The 20,723-nt window shown below is 73.0% G+C and carries 14 protein-coding genes and 2 pseudogenes; 6 read left to right on the top strand and 10 right to left on the bottom strand.

The window, feature by feature from the left end; translation table 11 throughout:
- The first annotated feature begins 786 nt into the window (after positions 1-786).
- Positions 787-1,830 (top strand): tryptophan--tRNA ligase, encoded by a 1,044-nt coding sequence (trpS, locus tag ABZ340_RS03580; RefSeq protein ID WP_358780081.1) that lies wholly within the window; start codon positions 787-789, stop codon positions 1,828-1,830.
- Here the strand turns inward: trpS and ABZ340_RS03585 are convergent.
- Positions 1,752-2,756: a helix-turn-helix domain-containing protein gene (locus ABZ340_RS03585; RefSeq protein ID WP_358780082.1), complete on the bottom strand. Its 1,005-nt coding sequence runs from the start codon at positions 2,754-2,756 to the stop codon at positions 1,752-1,754. The two genes, trpS and ABZ340_RS03585, sit on opposite strands and share 79 nt — an antisense overlap.
- A 75-nt stretch (positions 2,757-2,831) precedes the next feature.
- Here ABZ340_RS03585 and ABZ340_RS03590 point away from each other — a divergent pair, with 75 nt between their 5' ends.
- The gene (locus ABZ340_RS03590) at positions 2,832-3,416 is read left to right on the top strand and encodes a cysteine hydrolase family protein (protein WP_358780083.1); all 585 of its coding nucleotides are present in this window, start codon (positions 2,832-2,834) and stop codon (positions 3,414-3,416) included.
- 24 nt (positions 3,417-3,440) lie between these two features.
- Here the strand turns inward: ABZ340_RS03590 and proC are convergent, their stop codons facing one another.
- The 4 genes and pseudogenes from proC to ABZ340_RS03610 form a co-directional block, all read right to left on the bottom strand.
- Positions 3,441-4,253 carry a pyrroline-5-carboxylate reductase gene (proC, locus tag ABZ340_RS03595; protein ID WP_358780084.1) on the bottom strand — a complete coding sequence of 271 codons (813 nt, stop codon included), beginning with the start codon at positions 4,251-4,253 and terminating at the stop codon, positions 3,441-3,443.
- Positions 4,254-4,404: 151 nt separating this feature from the next.
- A pseudogene (locus ABZ340_RS03600) lies at positions 4,405-5,246 on the bottom strand (class I SAM-dependent methyltransferase).
- Positions 5,247-5,376: 130 nt separating this feature from the next.
- The gene (locus ABZ340_RS03605; RefSeq protein ID WP_358780085.1) at positions 5,377-5,889 is read right to left on the bottom strand and encodes an EamA/RhaT family transporter; all 513 of its coding nucleotides are present in this window, start codon (positions 5,887-5,889) and stop codon (positions 5,377-5,379) included.
- Positions 5,890-6,052: 163 nt separating this feature from the next.
- Entirely contained in the window at positions 6,053-6,328 is a 276-nt protein-coding gene (locus ABZ340_RS03610; RefSeq protein WP_358780255.1) for an SH3 domain-containing protein, read from the bottom strand.
- 287 nt (positions 6,329-6,615) lie between these two features.
- Here ABZ340_RS03610 and ABZ340_RS03615 point away from each other — a divergent pair, with 287 nt between their 5' ends.
- The gene (locus tag ABZ340_RS03615; protein ID WP_358780086.1) at positions 6,616-8,895 is read left to right on the top strand and encodes a serine/threonine-protein kinase; all 2,280 of its coding nucleotides are present in this window, start codon (positions 6,616-6,618) and stop codon (positions 8,893-8,895) included.
- Positions 8,896-9,022: 127 nt separating this feature from the next.
- Here the strand turns inward: ABZ340_RS03615 and ilvD are convergent, their stop codons facing one another.
- The 3 genes from ilvD to ABZ340_RS03630 all read right to left on the bottom strand — a co-directional run bounded on the left by ilvD (position 9,023) and on the right by ABZ340_RS03630 (position 13,117).
- Positions 9,023-10,876, bottom strand: a complete 1,854-nt coding sequence (gene ilvD, locus ABZ340_RS03620; RefSeq protein ID WP_358780087.1) for a dihydroxy-acid dehydratase — start codon at positions 10,874-10,876, stop codon at positions 9,023-9,025.
- A 253-nt stretch (positions 10,877-11,129) separates the two neighbouring features.
- The gene (locus ABZ340_RS03625; RefSeq protein ID WP_358780088.1) at positions 11,130-11,954 is read right to left on the bottom strand and encodes a sugar phosphate isomerase/epimerase; all 825 of its coding nucleotides are present in this window, start codon (positions 11,952-11,954) and stop codon (positions 11,130-11,132) included.
- A 230-nt stretch (positions 11,955-12,184) separates the two neighbouring features.
- Positions 12,185-13,117, bottom strand: coding sequence for a Ppx/GppA phosphatase family protein (locus ABZ340_RS03630; protein WP_358780089.1), 933 nt, complete (start codon positions 13,115-13,117; stop codon positions 12,185-12,187).
- Between the two features lie 219 nt (positions 13,118-13,336).
- On the opposite strand from ABZ340_RS03630, the pseudogene ABZ340_RS03635 reads away from it, so the two are divergent.
- Positions 13,337-14,122 (top strand): annotated as a pseudogene (locus tag ABZ340_RS03635) (hypothetical protein); the annotation flags it as partial.
- Positions 14,123-14,328: 206 nt separating this feature from the next.
- Here ABZ340_RS03635 and ABZ340_RS03640 read toward each other — a convergent pair.
- Positions 14,329-16,092 carry a hypothetical protein gene (locus ABZ340_RS03640; protein WP_358780090.1) on the bottom strand — a complete coding sequence of 588 codons (1,764 nt, stop codon included), beginning with the start codon at positions 16,090-16,092 and terminating at the stop codon, positions 14,329-14,331.
- Positions 16,093-16,417: 325 nt separating this feature from the next.
- Here ABZ340_RS03640 and radA point away from each other — a divergent pair, with 325 nt between their 5' ends.
- A complete protein-coding gene (gene radA / locus ABZ340_RS03645; protein ID WP_358780091.1) occupies positions 16,418-17,827 on the top strand; it encodes a DNA repair protein RadA in 1,410 nt (469 codons plus the stop codon).
- An 80-nt stretch (positions 17,828-17,907) separates the two neighbouring features.
- Positions 17,908-19,032, top strand: coding sequence for a DNA integrity scanning diadenylate cyclase DisA (gene disA, locus ABZ340_RS03650; RefSeq protein ID WP_358780092.1), 1,125 nt, complete (start codon positions 17,908-17,910; stop codon positions 19,030-19,032).
- A gap of 394 nt (positions 19,033-19,426) precedes the next feature.
- Here disA and ABZ340_RS03655 read toward each other — a convergent pair whose 3' ends face one another.
- Positions 19,427-20,284, bottom strand: coding sequence for a hypothetical protein (locus ABZ340_RS03655; RefSeq protein WP_358780093.1), 858 nt, complete (start codon positions 20,282-20,284; stop codon positions 19,427-19,429).
- Positions 20,285-20,723 lie beyond the last annotated feature (439 nt).

Raw genomic sequence — 20,723 nt, forward strand, 5'->3', positions numbered from 1 at the left:
AACCACCGGAGGAATAATCCGGTGGTTCACAGCGTCCTCGCTGTGTTTATTTCAAAGGAACCACGTCCCGGCGGATGCCGGAGACGGGGTATCAACATATCTGGCGTTGACTTTTGGCACGCTGTTGAGTTCTCAAGGAACGGACGCTTCCTTTGTACTCACCCTCTCGGGCTTTCCTCCGGGCGCTTCCCTTCGGTCTTGCGTTTCCGACTCTATCAGATCGTTTTCCGATCCGATTTCCTCGGTGCTTTCCAGGTTCCCGCTCTCGCGTTTCCCTTTCCGGCGCTTCCGACTCTATCAGATCCTTTCGGGCCTGATTCCCAGTCAGAGGGGGTTGTCTTCGCAGCCCTTGGGCCGTTCCGACGAGTGAGACTTTAGCGGATTCCCGGCTCCCGAGCTAATCGGGGGCCGCGTCCTTTCGAACGTGGATTCCTCATTCCGTGAATACGCACGCCAAGAACACGACGGCAGATCGACTGCTCGTCGGGAGTGGGTTGGTACTCGCGGAATGGCTGTCCGGGGACCGACCAAGATCGGCGCTCACGTCGGACAACTCGGAGAACAGTACGGATGCGGGCGGGGCGTGTCAACCCAGGGACGGGGTGGCCCCTGGAGGCGTACGCTGAGGGACATGACGACGCGTACGTGCACCCTTCAGTGGTGGGCCGCCTGACGGCGGCCGCGCTCACGTACGCACTCGACGGCCGCCGCCTCGGCGGCCGTTTTCGTATCTCCCTCCAGGGAGCGGCCGGCGGACGGCGGCGGCCCCGACCAGGAGGTGGAGAGATGACGCGAGTTTTCAGCGGGGTCAAGCCGACCGGGCATCTGACGCTGGGGAACTACCTGGGGGCCATGCGGCAGTGGGTCGCGGTGGACCAGCACCGGGCGGACGCGCTGTTCTGCGTCGTGGACCTGCACGCGCTGACCGTGGAGCACGATCCCGCGCGGGTGCGCAGGCTCAGTCGGCAGGCGGCGTCGCTGTTGCTGGCGGCGGGGCTGGATCCGCAGGTGTGCACCGTGTTCGTGCAGAGCCATGTGGACGAGCACGCGCGGCTGTCGTATCTGCTGGAGTGCGTCGCGACCGACGGGGAGATGCGGCGGATGATCCAGTACAAGGAGAAGGCCGCGCGGGAGCAGGAGCGGGGCGGGAGTGTGCGGCTGTCGCTGCTGACGTATCCCGTGCTGATGGCGGCGGACATCCTGGCGTACGGGGCCGACGAGGTGCCGGTGGGGGACGACCAGGCCCAGCATGTGGAGCTGGCGCGGGATCTGGCGGTGCGGTTCAACCATCGGTACGGGCACACGTTCGTGGTGCCGAAGGCCACGGTGCCGGGGGTGGCGGCGCGGGTGATGAATCTGCAGGAGCCGGTGTCGAAGATGGGGAAGAGCGACGACAGCGGGCCGGGGATCGTCTATCTGCTCGACGAGCCGGACGTGGTGCGGAAGAAGGTCATGCGGGCCGTGACCGACAGTGGGCGGGAAGTCGTGTACGACCGGGAGGCCCGGCCGGGGGTGGCGAATCTGCTGGAGATCCTCGCGGCCTGCACGGGTGGGAACCCGGAGGAGCTGAGCGGTGTATATGAGTCGTACGGCGCCTTGAAGAAGGACACCGCGGAGGCCGTGGTGGAGGTGCTGCGGCCGGTGCAGGCGCGGCACAAGGAGCTGTGCGCGGATCCCGGCTATGTGGAGGGGGTGCTGCGGGATGGTGCGGAGAAGGCCCGGGCGATGGCGCGGCCGACCGTGGACGCCGCTTACCGGGCGATCGGGTTGCTGCCGCCCGTCGCGGAGTCGGCGGGTCCGGTGGGGACGGTGGTGAACGCGGCCCGGTAGGCGCGGGGGCTGGTGGCGAGGCGCGAGGCGAAGTGCTGGCGCATCGTGACCTCGCTGCCGAAACCCGCGCGGCGGGCGACCTCGGGCATGGGGAGGTCGGTGCGTTCCAGGAGGCGCTGGGCCGCGGCGAGGCGCTGGTCGAGGAGCCAGCGCAGGGGGGTGGTGCCGGTCGCCGCGGTGAAGTGGCGGGCGAAGGTGCGCGGGGACATGCCGGCGCGGGCGGCGAGGCCGGCGACGGTGAGGGGTTCGTGGAGGTGGCGCAGGGCGTGTTCGCGGACGGCGGCCAGGGCGTCGGCGTCGCGGTCCGCGCGGGGGGTGGGGTGTTCGATGAACTGTGCCTGGGTTCCGGTGCGGAAGGGGGCCGTGACCATGGAGCGGGCGATGGTGGCGGCGGCCTCGGCGCCGTGGGCGAGGCGGACGAGGTGGAGGCAGAGGTCGATGCCGGCGGCCGTGCCCGCGGAGGTCCAGATGCCGTCGTCCTCGATGAACAGGGCGTCGGGGACGACGGTGACGTGGGGGTGGTGGGCGCGGAAGAGGTCGACGAGGTTCCAGTGGGTGATGGCACGGCGGCCGTCGAGGAGGCCGGCCTGGGCGAGGGTGAAGGCGCCGCCGCACAGGGCGGCGATGGGGGTGCCGCGGGCGTGGGCGCGGCGGAGGGCGTCCAGGACGGGGGCGGGTGCGGGGGTGAGGTGGTCGTCGAGGCCGGGTACCAGGACGAGGTCGGCCCGGGTGAGCCAGGCCAGGGTGCGGTCGGGGTGGAGGGTGAGGCCGCCGCGCATCGGGACGGGGGCGGCGTCGGCGGCGACTCTGCGGAGGGTGAAGGAGGGGACGCCGCGGTCGGTGCGGTCGGTGCCCCAGACCTCGGTGATGACCGAGGTGTCGAAAGCGCGGATGCCGGGGAAGGCGACGAGGGCCACACGGTGCATGTGTGGCACTAAACCATCGAACGATGACTTTCCCGCCTCTGGGACGGGCGGCTCGGCGGCGGGATGCTCTGTGGCATGGAGATCGCGAAGAACGCAGCGCTGGTGGTCGTCGACGTGCAGAAGGGCTTCGACGAGGCCGGCTTCTGGGGGCCGCGGAACAACCCGGGGGCCGACGGGAACATCGCCGCGCTCATCAACACCTGGCAGGCGGCGGGGCGGCCGGTCGTCTTCGTCCGGCACGACTCGCCGAAGCCTCAGTCGCCGCTGCGGCCGGGGCAGGAGGGCAACGGCTTCAAGGACTACGTGGAGCAGCGGCGCGGGAAGGGGACGGGGCGCGAGCTGCTGGTGACGAAGACGGTCAACTCGGCGTTCTACGGCACGCCGGGTCTGGACGCCTGGCTGAGGGCGGAGGGGATCTCGCAGGTCGTGGTGGCCGGGATCCAGACCAACATGTGCGTGGAGACGACCGCGCGGATGGGTGGGAATCTCGGGTACGACGTGGTGGTGGCGTACGACGCGACGTACACCTTCGATCTGGCCGGGCCGTTCGGCTGGCGACTCGGTGCGGAGGAGGTGGCGCGGGCGTCGGCGGTGTCGCTGCACGGGGGCGGGTTCGCGCGGGTGGTGCTCACGGAGGAGATCGTGGGCGCGGCGGGGTGACCGCCCCCGGCGTGCGGCGGTGGGTCAGCCGTTGTTGCCGGAGGCGAGTTCGCGGCTGCGGTCGCGGGCGGCTTCGAGGGCGGCGATGAGGGCGGCCCGTACGCCGTGGTTCTCCAGTTCGCGGATGGCGCTGATGGTGGTGCCGGCGGGGGAGGTGACGTTCTCGCGGAGCTTGACCGGGTGTTCGCCGCTGTCGCGGAGCATCGTCGCGGCGCCGATGGCGGACTGGACGATCAGGTCGTGGGCCTTGTCGCGGGGCAGGCCGAGGAGGATGCCGGCGTCGGTCATGGCTTCGACCAGGTAGAAGAAGTAGGCCGGGCCGGAGCCGGAGAGGGCGGTGCAGGCGTCCTGCTGGGACTCGGGGACGCGGAGCGTCTTGCCGACGGCGCCGAAGATCTCCTCGGCGTGGGCGAGGTGCTCGGCGGTGGCGTGGGTGCCGGCGGAGATGACGGACATCGCCTCGTCGACGAGGGCGGGGGTGTTCGTCATGACGCGGACGACCGGGGTGCCGGGGGTGAGGCGCTCCTCGAAGAAGGCGGTGGGGATGCCCGCGGCGCCGCTGATGACCAGGCGGTCGGCGGGGATGTGGGGGGCGAGTTCGTCGAGGAGGGCACCCATGTCCTGCGGCTTGACCGTGAGGATCAAGGTGTCGGCGGTCTTGGCGGCCTCGGCGTTGGTGACCGGGGTGACTCCGTGGCGGGCGCGGAGTTCTTCGGCCCGTTCCGGGCGGCGGGCGGTGACCAGGAGGTCGGCCGGGGCCCAGCCTGCTCGGATCATTCCGCTGAGCAGGGCCTCACCGATCTTGCCGGTGCCGAGGACTGCGACTTTCTGCGTCATGGTGCGGGTGCCCTCCGGGGGTTGCGTCGTCCGGGTTCATCCTCGCACCGGGGGGCGGGGGGTGGGGTGGGTGTCCGGTGGGCGGGACGGTGGGAGGGACGGTGGGGCCGAGGCCGCGTGGGGCGGTGCGGGGCTGCCCGGAGTGGGAGGGCTACGGGGCGGTGGCGAGCAGGAGGAGCACGTCGTAGACCTCTTCGACGATGCCGTCCGGGAAGGTCCGGAGCAGGTGCTCGCGTTCCTCGGCGAGGTAGGCCGCGCTGCGCTCCTCGCCGGCGACCAGGAAAAAGGAGTGGCTGCCGAGGTTGGCCAGGTGGGTGTCGATCGGTACTCGGCGGCTCCAGCGGACCACGTGACGGATGAGGTCCAGGCGGCCCGTGGGGTCGGCGATGCGCGGGGTGATCCTCTTCCCCTCGGTGGCGACGGCGGCCCCGAAGCGCCGTGTGGTGCGCTCGGCCGCCGCGGCGATCCACGGGACGTCGTCGGCGCCGACGTTCCACCACAGGGCGAGGGCGCCGCCCGGGCGCAGGACGCGCAGGGCCTCCGGTACGGAGCGGGCGGGGTCGGTCCAGTGCCATGCCTGGGCGTAGGTGAGGAAGTCGACGGAGGCGTCGGCGAGGGGGAGGGCGTCGCCGCTGCCGCGGACGACCGGACGTCCGGGAGGGTGTGGCGGAACCGGGCCGCCGTCCCGGCGCCGGGTTCGACGGCGATCACGTCGGCGATCACGTCGGCGCCGCGTGCGTGCAGCAGGGCGGTCGCGATGCCGGTGCCGGCGCCGACGTCCGCGACGCGGGAGCCGGTGAGGGGGCGGCCCGCCAGGTTCTCCACGGCGTCGAGGAGGGCGGGCGGGCAGGAGGGGCGGTTGGCTGCGTACTGGGCTGCGGCGGCGTTGAAGGCGTGGGCCCGGCTGGTGTGGGAGAGGCCCTCGGCGGCCGGGGTGGCGGGTGGTGGGGTCTCGGGTGTGGTGGGTGTGGTGGGTGTGGTGGGTGTGGTCATGCGGCCATGGTGGGGCGTGCAGGGCCGCGGCGTGGTGGGTTTTTCCGGTGCCGGGTGCGGGGTGACGCACGCGCGGCGGGGAGTCGGTGCCGGGCGGTGCGGGCCCGTGGCACGGCGGCGGGGCGGCCGGTCAGGAGCGGCGGCGCTTCTTGGTGGGGTTGCCCGAGCGGCGGGCGGTGCGCTTCTCGTGCTGCGCGCGGGCACGCTCGTACTCGGCCCGGTGCAGTTTCTCGCCGGGGGCCTCGGTGAGGGAGCGGAGGAAGTAGGCGGCGAGGGAGCCGATGAAGCCGACGGCCAGCAGGCCCCGGAGGGAGGCCTGGCGCTCGGGGTCGGGGCGGCTGGTGAAGCCGGCCCAGGTGTGGCGGAAGGCCAGGGCGCTGCACACCGCGAACATCACCACCATGAGCACCGTGACGAAACCGCCGACGTCGGCGAGCTGGAGGCCCTGGTAGGCGACGCGGAGGACGAGGCAGGAGGCGGCCGCTGCGGCGAGGGATCCCACGGCCACGGCGACGCGGCGGACGGTGTAGCCGCGGCCGTGGTCCACCCAGGTGGTGCCGAAGAAGCGGATGGGCTCCGGGCGGGGGCCGGTGGGGGGCGGGGAGCCCGCGGACACGTCCGGGATGCCGTTCTCTGCGCTCACGGGTCGATTATGGCGCCGGGAACGGCGGGGACCGCCGCGGGCTCCGGGCGGGGGCCGGTGGGGGGCGGGGAGCCCGCGAACACGTCCGGGATGCCGTTCTCTGCGCTCACGGGTCGATTATGGCGCCGGGAACGGCGGGGACCGCCGCGGGCTCCGGGCGGGGTCAGGCGCAGCGGGAGGCGACGTAGCCGTCGCTGCCCGTCCGCACGTACGCGTCGGAGACGTACTCGCCATCGCTGACGTTGTCCCAGATCCTGCTGGTGCCGTACGGGCCCGTCACCGTCTCGCCCGGCGTCTGGCAGTAGATCGGGACGCGGGCTCCCTCGGGCAGGACGCGCACGAGGGGGTAGCCAGTGCCGGGGCCGCTGCGGACGTTGAGGCGGACCCCCGGGGCGACCGGGTAGTAGCGCACGGCCGTGGCTGCCGCCATCGTCGTCATCACGGCGTCCGCGCCGTCCGTTTTGTCTGTGCTACCTGTGTTGTCGGCTTTATCGGTGTTGTCGGCCCGGATCTCGTCGGCGCGTTCTTCGGCATGGTCGACCGTCATGAGAACCTCCCCCGTCGGACCCCGCGGCGGTCACGGGGTCCCGTCGGCTCCCCTGCCTCACCTCATGAAACAGGAGTTCGTATCTTGCCCGGGAGGCTAGCAAGCCGCCTCGGTCCTGATCGAGACATCGATTAGGCTCCGTGCGTCGCGCGCGGACGGACAGCACGGGGGTGGGTCCCATGGCGGCATCGCACAGCACGGGAACGAATACGGGGGCGCGTACGGAAACGCGCGCGGAAGCGGAGCTTCCGGAATATGCCGGTCACTACCGCCTGGAGTCCGTTCTGGGGTCGGGTGGCATGGGGGTCGTGCACCTGGCCCGCAGCACCTCGGGGATGAAGCTCGCGGTGAAGGTCGTCCATGCCGAGTTCGCCAGGGACCCCGAGTTCAGAGGGCGGTTCCGGCAGGAGGTGGCCGCGGCACGGCGCGTCAGCGGTGCCTTCACCGCGCCCGTCGTCGACGCCGATCCGGAGGCCGGGCGGCCCTGGATGGCCACGTTGTTCATCCCGGGGGAAACCCTGGCGGAGCACGTGAAACGGAACGGGCCGATGGACCCGGCGCAGCTGCGTCGCCTGATGGCCGGGCTCGCCGAGGCGCTGCGCGACATCCACCGGGTCGGGGTCGTGCACCGGGATCTGAAACCGAGCAACGTCCTGCTCGCCGAGGACGGGCCGAAGGTCATCGATTTCGGCATCTCCCGCCCGTCGGACAGCGAACTGCGCACCGAGACGGGCAAGTTGATCGGCACACCGCCGTTCATGGCACCCGAGCAGTTCCGCCGGCCCCGGGAGGTGGGCCCCGCGGCCGACGTCTTCGCGCTCGGGTCGGTGCTGGTGCACGCCGCGACCGGGCGCGGACCGTTCGACTCCGACAGCCCCTACGTCGTCGCCTACCAGGTCGTCCACGACGAGCCCGACCTGACCGGCGTACCGGGGGAACTCGCTCCCCTGGTACGGCGGTGTCTGGCCAAGGAGCCCGCGGAGCGGCCGACGCCGGATCAGCTGATGCGCGAGCTGCGGTCGGTGGCGTCCTCCTACGACACGCAGGCGTTCGTACCGGAACGGCGGGCGGAGGACACGCCGCGGCCGACGTCCGGGGCGGCCGGGGCGTCAGAGGCGGCCGGGGCGTCAGGGGCGGCCGGGGCGTCAGGGGCGTCAGGGGCGTCAGGGGCGTCAGGGGCAACGGGAGCGTCAGAGGCTTTCGTGCCGGGGCGGTGGTTTCCGGGACGGCGGTTCGCGGAGCGGGGGTTCGCGGGACGGTGGTTCTCCGGGCGGCGGGGCAGGCGTGCGGTGCTGGTGGGGGGAGCGCTGGTGCTCGTCGCGGGCGGTGCGTTCGCCTTCCTGCGGCCGGCCGGTCCGGGGGACGCCGCGCCGCACGGGGCCCCCGCCGCGGCGGCGCGTTCCGCGTCCGGTCCCTGGCGGGCGGAGCCGGTGGTGCCGGACGGCGGTATGCCGCACTGCTCGTACGAGGCCGGGACGTTGTTCTGTGCCCAGCGAGGCGAGGTCTTCGCCCTCGACCCGTCCGACGGAGGTGTGCTGTGGCGGCGTTCCGTCGCCGCGCGGGTCACGAGCGGGCCGCCGGTGGTCTCGGGCGGGCTCGTCCGGCTCCCCGCGGGCCCGGACGGGCCCCCGGAGGCGTTCGATCCCGCGTCGGGCGCCACCGTCCGGCGGGCCGCCCCGCCCGCGCACGGCTCGGCCCGGTACGTCGGTGACATGCTGCTGTTCGCGGCGGCCGACGGCACCCTCGCCGGTGTGGACAGCGCCTCGGGACGTACGGCGTGGACCCGCCGGGCGGCGGGGCACAGCGGACCGTCGCTCACCTCGTTCGCGGGGGACCCGCTGGCCTATGTGACGAGCACGGCCAGCGACGGGTCCGGTACGCGGATCACCGCGGTCGTCCCGGAGACGGGAGAGGTGCGCTGGGAGGCGCGGCTCGGCGGGAGGCTGCGGCCGGTCGGGGCCCGGGACGGCTCCGACGGCTCCGGCGGCTCCCTCTGTTTCCTCGCCACCGACCGGCGTGACGGCGACACCGTCGCCCTCGTCCGGTACGACCCTCGGTCCGGCGCGTCGAGCCGGGTGGCGCTGCCCGTGCCCCGCCAGGACGTCCGTGCCACGGTCCGCGGGAACGTCGTGTACCTCCTCGGGGCGGGCGGCTCGCTGGAGGCCGTCGACATGGCCGCGGGCAAGCGGCTGTGGCACCTGGAGACCTCCGTGCCGCGCGGTTCCGCCCCCGTCTCCGACGGCCGCCATGTTTACCTGACCGCCCCCGACGGCCGGCTCCTCGCCGTCGACGCCGGTGACGGCAGGCTCGTCGGCCAGACTCCCGCGCGGCTCGGCACCGGCTCCGACCGGGTCGCCGCCGCCCTTCCCGAGCCGGTCCTCGCCCACGGCCACGTCTACGGCGGCGCCCCCGACGGCACGGTCTTCGCCGTGGACGCAGGGGACCCGTCGGCCTGGTAGGGCGCTGCCGGGGACCGCATGGCGTGCGAAAGGGCCGCCCGGGGGGCGGCCCTTCGGCAGGTGGGTGGTCAGGCGGGTGGCCGGTCAAGCAGGTGGCCGGTCAAGCAGGTGGCCGGTCAGGCGGGGGTCAGCCGAGCTTGCTGACGTCCCGCACCGCGCCCTTGTCGGCGCTGGTCGCCATCGCCGCGTACGCCCGCAGGGCCGCCGAGACCTTGCGCTCGCGGTTCTTCGGCGCGTACACGCCGTTCAGGGCCTGCTCGCGGCGGGCCAGCTCGGCGTCGTCGACCAGGAGCTCGATGGAGCGGTTGGGGATGTCGATGCGGATGCGGTCACCGTCCTCGACGAGGGCGATGGTGCCGCCGGAGGCCGCCTCCGGGGAGGCGTGGCCGATCGACAGGCCCGAGGTGCCGCCGGAGAAGCGGCCGTCGGTGACCAGGGCGCAGGCCTTTCCGAGACCGCGGCTCTTCAGGTACGACGTCGGGTAGAGCATCTCCTGCATGCCGGGGCCGCCCTTGGGGCCCTCGTAGCGGATGACGACGACGTCGCCCTCCTTGACCTGCTGGGTGAGGATCTTCTCGACGGCGTCCTCCTGGGACTCGCAGACGACCGCCGGGCCCTCGAAGGTCCAGATCGACTCGTCGACGCCGGCCGTCTTCACGACGCAGCCGTCGACGGCCAGGTTGCCGCGCAGCACCGCGAGGCCGCCGTCCTTGGAGTAGGCGTGCTCGGCGGAGTGGATGCAGCCGTTCTCGGCGTCCTCGTCGAGGGAGTCCCAGCGCTCGGACTGGGAGAACGCCTCGGCGGAGCGGACGCAGCCGGGGGCCGCGTGCCACAGCTCGACCGCCTCGGGGGACGGGGAGCCGCCGCGGATGTCCCAGGTCTTGAGCCAGTCGGCCAGGGACGGGCTGTGGACGGCGTGGACGTCCTCGTTGAGCAGGCCCGCGCGGTGCAGTTCGCCGAGCAGGGCGGGGATGCCGCCGGCGCGGTGCACGTCCTCCATGTAGTACGTGCGGTCCTTGGCGACGTTGGGCGCCACCTTGGCCAGGCAGGGCACGCGGCGCGAGAGGGCGTCGATCTCGGTCAGGCCGAAGGGGACGCCCGCCTCCTGGGCGGCGGCCAGCAGGTGCAGGATCGTGTTGGTGGAGCCGCCCATCGCGATGTCGAGCGCCATGGCGTTCTCGAACGCGGCGAAGGTGGCGATGGAGCGCGGCAGGACGGAGTCGTCGTCCTGCTCGTAGTAGCGGCGGGTGAGGTCCATGACCGTGCGGGCCGCGTTCTCGTAGAGCGCCCTGCGGGCCGTGTGGGTGGCCAGCAGCGAGCCGTTGCCGGGCAGGGAGAGGCCGAGCGCCTCGGTGAGGCAGTTCATCGAGTTGGCGGTGAACATGCCGGAACAGCTGCCGCAGGTCGGGCAGGCGTTCTCCTCGATGCGCAGGACGTCGGCGTCGGAGACCTTGTCGTTGGCGGCCTCGACCATCGCGTCGACCAGGTCCAGGGTGCGGACCGTGCCGTCGACGAGCGTGGCGCGGCCGGACTCCATCGGGCCGCCGGAGACGAAGACCGTGGGGATGTTCAGGCGCAGGGCCGCGTTGAGCATGCCCGGGGTGATCTTGTCGCAGTTGGAGATGCAGATCAGGGCGTCGGCGCAGTGGGCCTCGACCATGTACTCCACGCTGTCCGCGATCAGGTCGCGGGAGGGCAGGGAGTACAGCATGCCGCCGTGGCCCATCGCGATGCCGTCGTCGACGGCGATCGTGTTGAACTCGCGCGGGATGCCGCCGGCCTCCTTGACGGCCTCGCTGACGATCCGGCCGACCGGCGCCAGGTGGGTGTGGCCGGGCACGAACTCGGTGAAGCTGTTGGCGATCGCGATGATCGGCTTCCGGCCGATGTCCGCGCCCGGTACACCGGAGGCGCGCATCAGGGCGCGGGCGCCCGCCATGTTGCGGCCGTGGGTGACTGTGCGGGACCTCAGCTCGGGCATCGTCGCTCGCTCCTTCGGAGAGTTCCGCCGGAAGTGCCGACGGATTTCTGACTGTCCACGAGCGTACGCCGGTCATCCAGGGGTCGGGACAGGGTGTCCGAAATGCGGAATGCGCGTCTTGCGGCCGGAGGTGGAGGCGGAGACAGAGACGCTGGTCAGTGGCCTGCTCCCGTGAGGTGTTCCGGTACCGCCGGCGCGGCCTGCGTGACGATCGGACCCGCCGGACACCCCCGTCTCCATCGCCGCTGGGCCTTCATCGCCGCTGTGCCTTCGCCGCCGAGGACAGGTGCAGGCGGGTGAAGGCCAGGGCCTCCGCCAGGTCGGCCTCGCGTTCGGCGCTCGACATCGCGCGGCGGGTGTTGACCTCGATGACGACGTGGCCGTCGAAACCGTGCAGGGCGAGGCGTTCCAGCACCTCCGCGCAGGGCTGCGTGCCGCGGCCGGGCACCAGGTGCTCGTCCTTGCCCGAGCCCCTGCCGTCGGCGAGGTGGACGTGGCCGAGGCGGTCGCCCATGCGGTCGGCCATGGCGAGCGCGTCGGTGCGGGCCGTGGCGGTGTGGCTGAGGTCGATCGTGAAGTGGCGGTAGTCGTCGTTGGTCACGTCCCAGTCGGGGGCGTACGCCTGCATCTCGCGGTCGCGGTAGCGCCACGGGTACATGTTCTCGACGGCGAACCGCACGTCGGTCTCGTCCGCCATCCGCCAGATGCCGTCGACGAAGTCACGGGCGTACTGCCGCTGCCAGCGGAACGGAGGGTGGACGACGACCGTCGACGCGCCGAGCCTCTCGGCCGCCGCGCGGGCGCGCTGCAGTTTGACCCACGGGTCGGTGGACCACACGCGCTGCGTGATGAGCAGGCAGGGCGCGTGGATGGCCAGGACCGGGACGCCGTGGTAGTCGCTGAGCCTGCGCAGCGCCTCGATGTCCTGGCTGACCGGGTCGGTCCACACCATGACCTCGACGCCGTCGTATCCGAGGCGCGCGGCGATCTCGAAGGCCGTCGCCGTCGACTCCGGGTAGACCGAGGCCGTCGACAGGGCGACCTTCGCATCCGGGATGCGCACGACGGGCTCTGCCATGGGGACAGGTTACGGGAGGCGGTCGGCGGGGTGCGGGGTGCCGGTTCGCCGTCGTTGTGTTCCGTCGTTGTGTTCCGTCGTTGTGTTCCGTCGTTGTGTTCCGTCGTTGTGTTCCGTCGTTGTGTTCCGTCGTTGTGTTCCGTGTGGTGTTCGTCATGGGCGGGTGCCGGTTCCGTACGGCCGCCCGCGCCGTTCCCCGCTCCCCACCAGGACGCCCCCTCGCCGGGGCGCTACCCCTGGCCCATGTGATCCAGCCGCCGCAGGATCACGCCCTCGCGCAGCGCCCACGGGCAGATCTCCAGGCTCTCCACGCCGAACAGGTCCATCGCGCCCTCGGCGACCAGCGCGCCCGCCAGGAGCTGGCCCGCGCGCCCCTCGGAGACGCCCGGGAGTTCGGCGCGCTCGGCGGTGGTCATGCCGGCCAGGCGCGCCACCCAGCTCTCCAGGGACGCCCGCTTCAGCTCGCGCTGGACGTACAGGCCCTCGGCGGAGCGGGCGGCGCCCGTGATGCGGGCGAGCTGCTTGAAGGTCTTGGAGGTGGCGACGACGTGGTCGGGGGCGCCGAGGCGACTGAACTCCCCGACCGTGCGGGCGATCTCCGTACGGACGTGGCGGCGCAGCGCGCGGACGTCGTCCGGGCCGGGCGGGTCGCCGGGCAGCCAGGCGGCGGTCAGACGGCCGGCGCCGAGCGGCAGGGAGACGGCGGCGTCGGGCTCCTCGTCCATGCCGTAGGCGATCTCCAGGGAGCCGCCGCCGATGTCCAGGACGAGCAGCTTCCCCGCCGACCAGCCGTACCAGCGGCGGGCGGCGAGGAAGGTGAGCCGGGCCTCCTCCGCGCCGCTGAGCACCGTCAGCTCGACCCCGGTCTCGGCCCGCACGCGCGCGAGGACGTCGTCGGCGTTGCGGGCCTCGCGCACGGCGGAGGTGGCAAACGGCAGCAGGTCCTCGACACCCTTGTCCTCGGCGGCCTGGAGCGCCTGGCGGACGACCGTGACCAGCCGGTCGACGCCCTCCGGGCCGATGGCCCCGTCGTCGTCGAGGAGCTGGGCCAGGCGCAGTTCGGCCTTGTGCGAGTGCGCGGGCAGCGGGCGCGCGCCCGGGTGTGCGTCCACCACGAGCAGGTGCACCGTGTTCGAACCCACGTCGAGGACACCGAGTCTCATGGAGGGAACGCTACTGCCGCCGGGACCGCGGGTGTGCCGCGAGACCGGTTCGACGGGGTTCCGGCTCGGTCCCGGCGGCCGGGGGCGGCGGCATACCCTGGACGGGTGCCAAAGACGAAAAAGGCGAAGGACGGAAAGACGGCCAAGGCAGCCAGTACGGACAAGGATTCCAAGTCGCCCAAGTCGGTCAATTCATCCAAATCCTCCAAGAAGGGTGACGTGATCAAGGGCCCTCTGCCCGTGCCGGCGCCCGGGGCCCCGGTGGACGACGAGAAGGGCCTCGACTTCGCGCGCGCGTGGGTGGAGTTCCCGGATCCGGCGGACGACGAGCAGGTCTTCCGCTGCGACCTGACCTGGCTGACCTCGCGCTGGAACTGCATCTTCGGCAGCGGCTGCCAGGGCATCCAGGCGGGCCGCGCGGACGACGGGTGCTGCAGTCTGGGCGCGCACTTCTCCGACGAGGACGACGAGCGGCGGGTCGCCGGGCATGTGGCCAGGCTCACGCCGGACATCTGGCAGCACCACGCCGAGGGCACGAAGAACGGCTGGGTCTCCGAGGACGACGAGGGGTCGCGGCAGACCCGCCCGTACCAGGGCTCGTGCATCTTCCAGAACCGCCCCGGTTTCGCCGGCGGCGTGGGCTGCTCGCTGCACATCCTCGCCCTGCGGGAGGGCCGCGAGCCGCTGGAGACCAAGCCGGACGTGTGCTGGCAGCTGCCGATCCGGCGGACGTACGAGTGGATCGACCGGCCCGACGACACGCGTGTGCTCCAGGTGTCGATCGGTGAGTACGACCGGCGCGGCTGGGGTCCGGGCGGCCACGACCTGCACTGGTGGTGCACGTCGGCGACCTCGGCGCACGGCGCGGGCGAGCCGGTGTACGTCTCCTACCGGGCCGAGCTGACGGAGTTGATGGGCAAGGCCGGTTACGACCGTCTGGCCGAGCTGTGCGAGCAGCGGCTGGCCTCCCGGCTGCCGCTGCTGGCACCGCATCCGGCGGATCCGGTCCGCCCGGTCCACTCGGTCCGCCCGGCCCACCCGGTGCAGCCCGTTGAACCAGTTGAACCAGTTGATCCGGTGGATTCGGCCGGTTCGGTCGATCCGGTGGACTGACGGGACTGGACGGCCGTCCGTACAGGCGTCCGTCCGGCCGGACGGCGTGGCTATGGCGTGGCTACGGCGTCCGGCCGGACGGCGTGGCTACGGCGTGGCTACGGCGTGGACGGGTCCGGACCCTCGCCACCACCATCGCCACTGCCGTCGCCACCGCCGCTGCCGTCGCCGGGTGGCGGCGGTGAGCCGCCGGTGCCGTCGGTCGGGGACGGGCCGGTGGGCGCCGGGTCCGGGGCGGGTGACGAGGGCGGTGGGGTCGGTCTCGGCTCGGGGGGCGCCGAGGTCGTCGGGGCCGGGCCCGGGGCGGGCGGGGGCGGTCCGGCGGGGCTGCTGGGACGCGGGGCCGGACGGCCGGGACTCGTGGCGCTGGGCGCGGTTCCGTAGCCCCGGATGGTGACGACGGCGTCCGCGGGCGAGACGGCCACCCGCGCGGTCCAGGGCCCGGACGGCTCGCGCAGCTGATCGACGTACACCTTGATCGTCAGTGATTCGCCGGGCCGCAGCGTGCCCGACGACCGGCTCAGGTACAGCCAGGCGGCGCCGGTGGCGGCGGACCAGCTCACCGGCGCGCGGCCGGTCGCCGTCAAGGTGATCAGCGTGGTGTCGCCCCGGCCGGCGGCGGTCACCTCCAGCCGGCCCGCCCCCTTCTCGCCGGTGCCGGTGACGCTGACGACCGCCACGGAGACGTCGGCCCCGCCGTCCTGGCGGAAGCGGGTGCCGGGCGCGCTCCCGGCGTTCCCGGTGTTCTCGTAGCCGTCCGCCGCCGCGCCGCCCGGGCCGTCGGGGCCGTGCGCCTCGCTGGCGCCGATCGAGCGGCCCTCCTCGCCCTCGCCCACCGGGGTGCCCCGGTAGGCCGCCCAGACGGCGAGCACGGGGGCGGCGACGACGGTGGCGACCACGGTCGTGGTGACGGCGCGGGCGCGCAGCCGGTCCCGCCGGGCGGCACGGTCCTTGGGGTCCATCGGGAAGCCGCGCCGGTCGAGACGGGGGAAGGCGCCACGCGCGCGCGGGAAGTGCGCCATGGCGGCGTGCAGGGCCGCGCGGGGCGCCGGGAGGACGGGCAGCTCGTCGGGGGTGACGGTGGTGCCGGGCCAGCGGCCGGGGATCGCGCGCGCGGCGGTGCGGCGGCAGCGCGGGCAGTCGTCGACGTGCCGCACCAGCTCCTGGCGCAGGGCCGTGCCGAGCACCGGCTGCCGGTCGCCGGTGAGGCGGGCGAGGCCGGGACAGGAACCCGCCTCGACGACGGCGAGGGCGGCGCGGGTGCGCTCCACCTCGCAGGCGGCGGAGGCCAGCAGGTCACGGGTGGCCTCCGGGTCCTTGCCGAGGACGGCGGCGACCTCGTGGGCGGCCAGATGGTGGCGCACGGCGAGCTCCAGGGCCTCGCGCTGCTCCGGCGTGGTGCCGGCCGCCTCCGGCCAGGCGAGCAGGGCGAGTTCGCGGCGGTGCCGCTCCTGGAGCGCCGCGGGCACGGACGGTTCCGCAGGCTGCCGCGTGCCGTGCCGATGGTCGTCGCCGGGGCGGCCCGCCGCGTGACCGCCCTGGCGTTTCCGCCTGGCCTCGGCCAGCTTCCGCAGGCACGCCCAGCGGGCCAGCGCGTACAGCCACGCCCTGCGGTCGGCGGCGTCCTGCGGGCCGCGGTGGCCGCGCCGCTCGGCGCACACCAGGGCGTCGCCCAGGGCGGCGGTCGCGGCGTCGTGGTCGCACAGCACGGACAGGCAGTAGGTGAACAGGCCGTCCAGGTACGGCTCGTACCGCGCGGGGGGCCGCTGCGCCGGGGTGCGCGCCGCAGCGCGGTCACGCGCATCCCGGTGCGCCCGGTATGTGCCGGTCGTGCGGGTCGTGGTCTGCGGACTGCTGCTCATCACCCGGTGACCGTAGGGGGACAAGGGTGGCGCGAACTGGCGGATTGGACGCTTTTAATTCGTACGGGTGAAACGATCCCTCATAAGGGGACAGGAACCTCTTGTTCCGAGGCCTGTTCTCTGCGGTCGTTGGCCGATTCCCGCCGGGTGTCCGTGCCGGTCGGGTCCCGCTCGCGGCGGCCGGGCGCGCGGCGGACGGCGAGCGCCCTCACCGCCGCGCTCGCGCCGTGAGGGCGGGGGACGGGCGGCGCCCCGGCGGGCGGGCGCCGGCCGGGGCGCCTTCCGGCGAGCCCGCGCTGTCAGTGGTGGCGGTTACGGTTGCGTCATGGCTGCCCGTACGAAGACCACCAAGGACCGGCCGTCCTACCGCTGCACCGAGTGCGGCTGGCAGACGGCCAAGTGGCTCGGCCGCTGCCCCGAGTGCCAGGCCTGGGGGACGGTCGAGGAGTACGGCACGCCCGCGGTCCGTACGACGGCGCCGGGGCGCGTCACCACTTCCGCCCTGCCCATCGGCCAGGTCGACGGCCGCCAGGCCGCCGCCCGCTCCACCGGCGTGCCCGAGCTGGACCGCGTCCTCGGCGGCGGGCTGGTGCCCGGTGCCGTGGTCCTCGTCGCGGGCGAGCCCGGCGTCGGCAAGTCCACGCTGCTGCTCGACGTGGCCGCCAAGTCGGCGAGCGAGCAGCACAAGACCCTGTACGTCACGGGCGAGGAGTCGGCGAGCCAGGTCCGGCTGCGCGCCGACCGCATCAACGCCATCGACGACCATCTGTACCTGGCCGCGGAGACGGACCTCGCGGCGGTGCTCGGCCACCTGGACGCGGTGAAGCCGTCCCTGCTGATCCTGGACTCGGTGCAGACGGTCGCCTCCCCCGAGATCGACGGCGCCCCCGGCGGCATGGCGCAGGTGCGGGAGGTGGCGGGCGCCCTGATCCGCGCCTCCAAGGAGCGCGGCATGTCCACCCTGCTGGTGGGCCACGTCACCAAGGACGGGGCCATCGCCGGCCCCCGTCTCCTGGAGCACCTGGTCGACGTCGTCCTCCACTTCGAGGGCGACCGGCACGCCCGCCTCAGGCTCGTACGAGGTGTCAAGAACCGCTACGGCACCACCGACGAGGTCGGCTGCTTCGAGCTGCACGACGAGGGCATCACGGGGCTGGCCGACCCCAGCGGCCTGTTCCTCACCCGCCGCGCCGAGCCCGTGCCCGGCACCTGCCTGACCGTCACCCTGGAGGGCCGCCGCCCGCTGGTGGCCGAGGTGCAGGCGCTCACGGTCGACTCGCAGATCCCCTCCCCGCGGCGCACCACCTCCGGCCTGGAGACGTCCCGGGTGTCGATGATGCTGGCGGTGCTGGAGCAGCGCGGCCGGATCAGCGCCCTGGGCAAGCGGGACATCTACTCCGCGACGGTGGGCGGCGTGAAGCTGTCGGAGCCGGCCGCGGACCTCGCCGTCGCGCTGGCGCTGGCGAGCGCGGCGAGCGACACCCCGCTGCCCAAGAACCTCGTCGCGATCGGCGAGGTGGGCCTGGCGGGCGAGGTGAGACGGGTCACGGGCGTGCAGCGGCGGCTCGCCGAGGCGCACCGCCTGGGCTTCACGCACGCGCTGGTGCCGGGCGACCCGGGGAAGATCCCTGCCGGGATGAAGGTGCTGGAAGTCGCGGACATAGGGGACGCCCTGCGGGTCCTTCCGCGCTCCCGTCGCCGAGAGGCCCCCCGGGAGGCGGAGGAGCGCCGGTAGACTTTGCCCTGGTCTCGCCCGTCCGTACGAACCGAGTGTGCGACACGGAGCGCCCCAGAACCTGCGACCGGAGGAGTGCAGTGGCAGCCAACGACCGGGCAGCAGCTCCCGGAAAGTCCGGTGGGAGTGCCGGTTCCGATGGCCTGATGCGCGCCTCGCTGAGCGCCGTGGCACCCGGCACGCCCCTGCGTGACGGCCTGGAGCGCGTGCTCCGCGGCAACACCGGCGGTCTGATCGTGCTCGGCTCCGACAAGACCGTCGAGGCGATGTGCACGGGCGGTTTCGTGCTGGACGTCGAGTTCACCGCGACCCGGCTGCGCGAGCTGTGCAAGCTGGACGGCGGTATCGTCCTGTCGTCGGACCTGTCGAAGATCCTCCGCGCGGGCGTGCAGTTCGTGCCCGACGCGACGATCCCCACGGAGGAGACCGGCACCCGGCACCGCACCGCGGACCGGGTCAGCAAGCAGGTCGGCTTCCCCGTGGTCTCCGTCTCGCAGTCGATGCGGCTCATCGCCCTGTACGTCGACGGGCAGCGCCGCGTCCTGGAGGACTCGGCGGCGATCCTGTCCCGCGCCAACCAGGCCCTCGCGACCCTGGAGCGCTACAAGCTCCGTCTCGACGAGGTCGCGGGCACGCTCTCGGCGCTGGAGATCGAGGATCTGGTCACCGTCCGGGACGTCTCCGCGGTCGCGCAGCGCCTGGAGATGGTGCGCCGCATCGCGACCGAGATCGCCGAGTACGTGGTGGAGCTGGGCACCGACGGGCGCCTGCTCGCCCTCCAGCTGGACGAGTTGATCGCCGGTGTGGAGCCGGAGCGGGAACTGGTGGTGCGGGACTACGTGCCCGAGCCGACCGCCAAGCGGTCCCGCACGGTGGAGGAGGCCCTCGCCGAGCTGGACAAGCTCTCCCACGCCGAGCTGCTGGAGATGGCCACGGTGGCGCGTGCGCTGGGTTACACCGGCTCCCCCGAGACGCTCGACTCGGCGGTGTCGCCGCGCGGCTTCCGGCTGCTGGCCAAGGTGCCGCGGCTGCCGGGCGCGATCATCGACCGGCTCGTGGAGCACTTCGGCGGCCTGCAGAAGCTGCTCGCGGCCAGCGTCGACGACCTGCAGGCCGTGGACGGCGTCGGCGAGGCGCGGGCACGCAGCGTGCGGGAGGGTCTGTCGCGGCTGGCGGAGAGCTCGATCCTGGAGCGGTACGTCTAGCGGCTCTGGAGCGGTGTGACTGGCGGTCCTGGAACGGTACGTCTAGCAGCCCTGGGGCGGAGAGTGCGTCTAGCGTCCTGGATCGGTACGACTGGCGGTCCTGGAGCGGTGCGACTGGCGGTCCTGGATCGGTACGACTGGCGGTCCTGGAGCGGTGCGACTGGCGGTCCTGGAACGGTACGTCTAGCAGCCCTGGGGCAGTGAGTGCGTCTAGCGTCCTGGATCGGTACGACTGGCGGTCCTGGAGCGGTGCGACTGGCGGCGGGCGCCGTTCTGCCCACTGTCCGCGCCGGATCGCCCGGGCACGGTCCCACGCTTCGGCGCGTTCGGGGACCGGTCCGCGGGCCCCGTTGTCCGGCTCCCGTACGGTTGCCGCTGCTTGCGGACCGGTCGGTCAGTCGTTCTCCAGCACGAACGAGGTCTGCACCTTCGCGAACCCCGGCGCCTTGGCCTCCACCAGGTACGTCCCCGCTCGGGCCGAACCCGCCGAAGGCGTCCCGCACTTGGGGGCGCTCGGCTTGCGGTCCCACCGCACGGTGTAGGTGATGCCGCTGTCCGCGGGCACCCGGAACAGCAGGCTCCCGGCGTTCCTGGGGCAGTCGGCGGACGACCAGAACGGCTCGTCCGCAGTCGCCTGAGTGATCGTCAGGACCGCGTTCCCCGGCCCGAGATCGACCTTGCAGTCGCTGCCGGAGGTGTTGCGCACGGTCAGATCGAAAGCGGGCGTCTGGCCGGGCTCGTAGGTGTTGCGGACACTGCGCAGGCTCCACTTGACCGCGTCCGCCGTGCAGTCGGGCAGACCGGACCCCGCCGGCAGCGCGTCCCCCGCACCGACACCCGAGGCCGGACCGCCCTGCGAGCTCCCTCCGGCGCCGCCGGAACCGGATCCGCCGGCACCCCCGGAACCGGACCCGTCACCCGAGCCACCACCGGACCCGGACCCGTCACCCGGGCCGTCACCGGACCCGGACCCGTCACCGGAACCACCGGAGTCCCCGGACCCCGACTCGTCGCGCCCGCCCGGCGCTTGACTGATCGCCGGCCCTGAACCCGACGGTCCGGGAGTGATCGAGGACGCGGGGTTGTTGCCGTTCGCGCCGTCCTGCCGGTCACCGCCGCCGTCTCCGCCGCCCGCGGTGACGATCCATGTGATCAGGAGCGCCAACAGGGCGACCACAGACAGCAGTACGGCCCTCCGTCGCCAGTAGATGGTGGAGGGAAGCGGCCCGACAGGATTGCGCAGAGATCCCACGGCGCAAACTGTACGAGAGATCGACGGCTTCCCTTGTCCCACCCGCCGTCCGGGGCAACAACTTTTACGGATCATCATTCCGGAACGCGCCCCGGCACCCCTGCCTTTCGGTACGCACGTCACCCGACGGTCGCGGACCGTGACCGGATCGCCGCAGTATCTACGGTCCGTGAACGTGAACTTCCGTGACACCGAGCCGTACCGCGACAGCACCGGCTTCGCCCGGGGCGGCGTCCACGCGTTCGCGATCGCGGTGCTTGCACCCGTGGCCACGGGTGTGCCGTACCTGTGGGCCGTACCTGTGGGCCGTACCTGTGTGCCGTACCTGTGTGCCGTACCTGTGTGCCGTACCTGTGTGCCGTACGGGTGCGCCGTACCTGTGGGCCGTGTGTTCTCCGAGGCCCTCCTTTCCTCATGGGGTGCCCGCCGTACGGGGACC

The sequence above is a fragment of the Streptomyces sp. NPDC006134 genome (genome assembly GCF_040628835.1).
GTDB lineage: Bacteria > Actinomycetota > Actinomycetes > Streptomycetales > Streptomycetaceae > Streptomyces.

Bases quoted from the DNA above. Each gene is read 5' to 3' on its own strand.
- trpS (WP_358780081.1), top strand. From the start codon at position 787: ATGACGCGAGTTTTCAGCGGGGTCAAGCCGACCGGGCATCTGACGCTG.
- ABZ340_RS03625 (WP_358780088.1), bottom strand. From the start codon at position 11,954: ATGGCAGAGCCCGTCGTGCGCATCCCGGATGCGAAGGTCGCCCTGTCG.
- ilvD (WP_358780087.1), bottom strand. From the start codon at position 10,876: ATGCCCGAGCTGAGGTCCCGCACAGTCACCCACGGCCGCAACATGGCG.
- proC (WP_358780084.1), bottom strand. From the start codon at position 4,253: ATGACGCAGAAAGTCGCAGTCCTCGGCACCGGCAAGATCGGTGAGGCC.
- ABZ340_RS03640 (WP_358780090.1), bottom strand. From the start codon at position 16,092: ATGAGCAGCAGTCCGCAGACCACGACCCGCACGACCGGCACATACCGG.
- ABZ340_RS03610 (WP_358780255.1), bottom strand. From the start codon at position 6,328: ATGACGACGATGGCGGCAGCCACGGCCGTGCGCTACTACCCGGTCGCC.
- ABZ340_RS03630 (WP_358780089.1), bottom strand. From the start codon at position 13,117: ATGAGACTCGGTGTCCTCGACGTGGGTTCGAACACGGTGCACCTGCTC.
- ABZ340_RS03590 (WP_358780083.1), top strand. From the start codon at position 2,832: ATGGAGATCGCGAAGAACGCAGCGCTGGTGGTCGTCGACGTGCAGAAG.
- ABZ340_RS03615 (WP_358780086.1), top strand. From the start codon at position 6,616: ATGGCGGCATCGCACAGCACGGGAACGAATACGGGGGCGCGTACGGAA.
- radA (WP_358780091.1), top strand. From the start codon at position 16,418: ATGGCTGCCCGTACGAAGACCACCAAGGACCGGCCGTCCTACCGCTGC.
- ABZ340_RS03585 (WP_358780082.1), bottom strand. From the start codon at position 2,756: ATGCACCGTGTGGCCCTCGTCGCCTTCCCCGGCATCCGCGCTTTCGAC.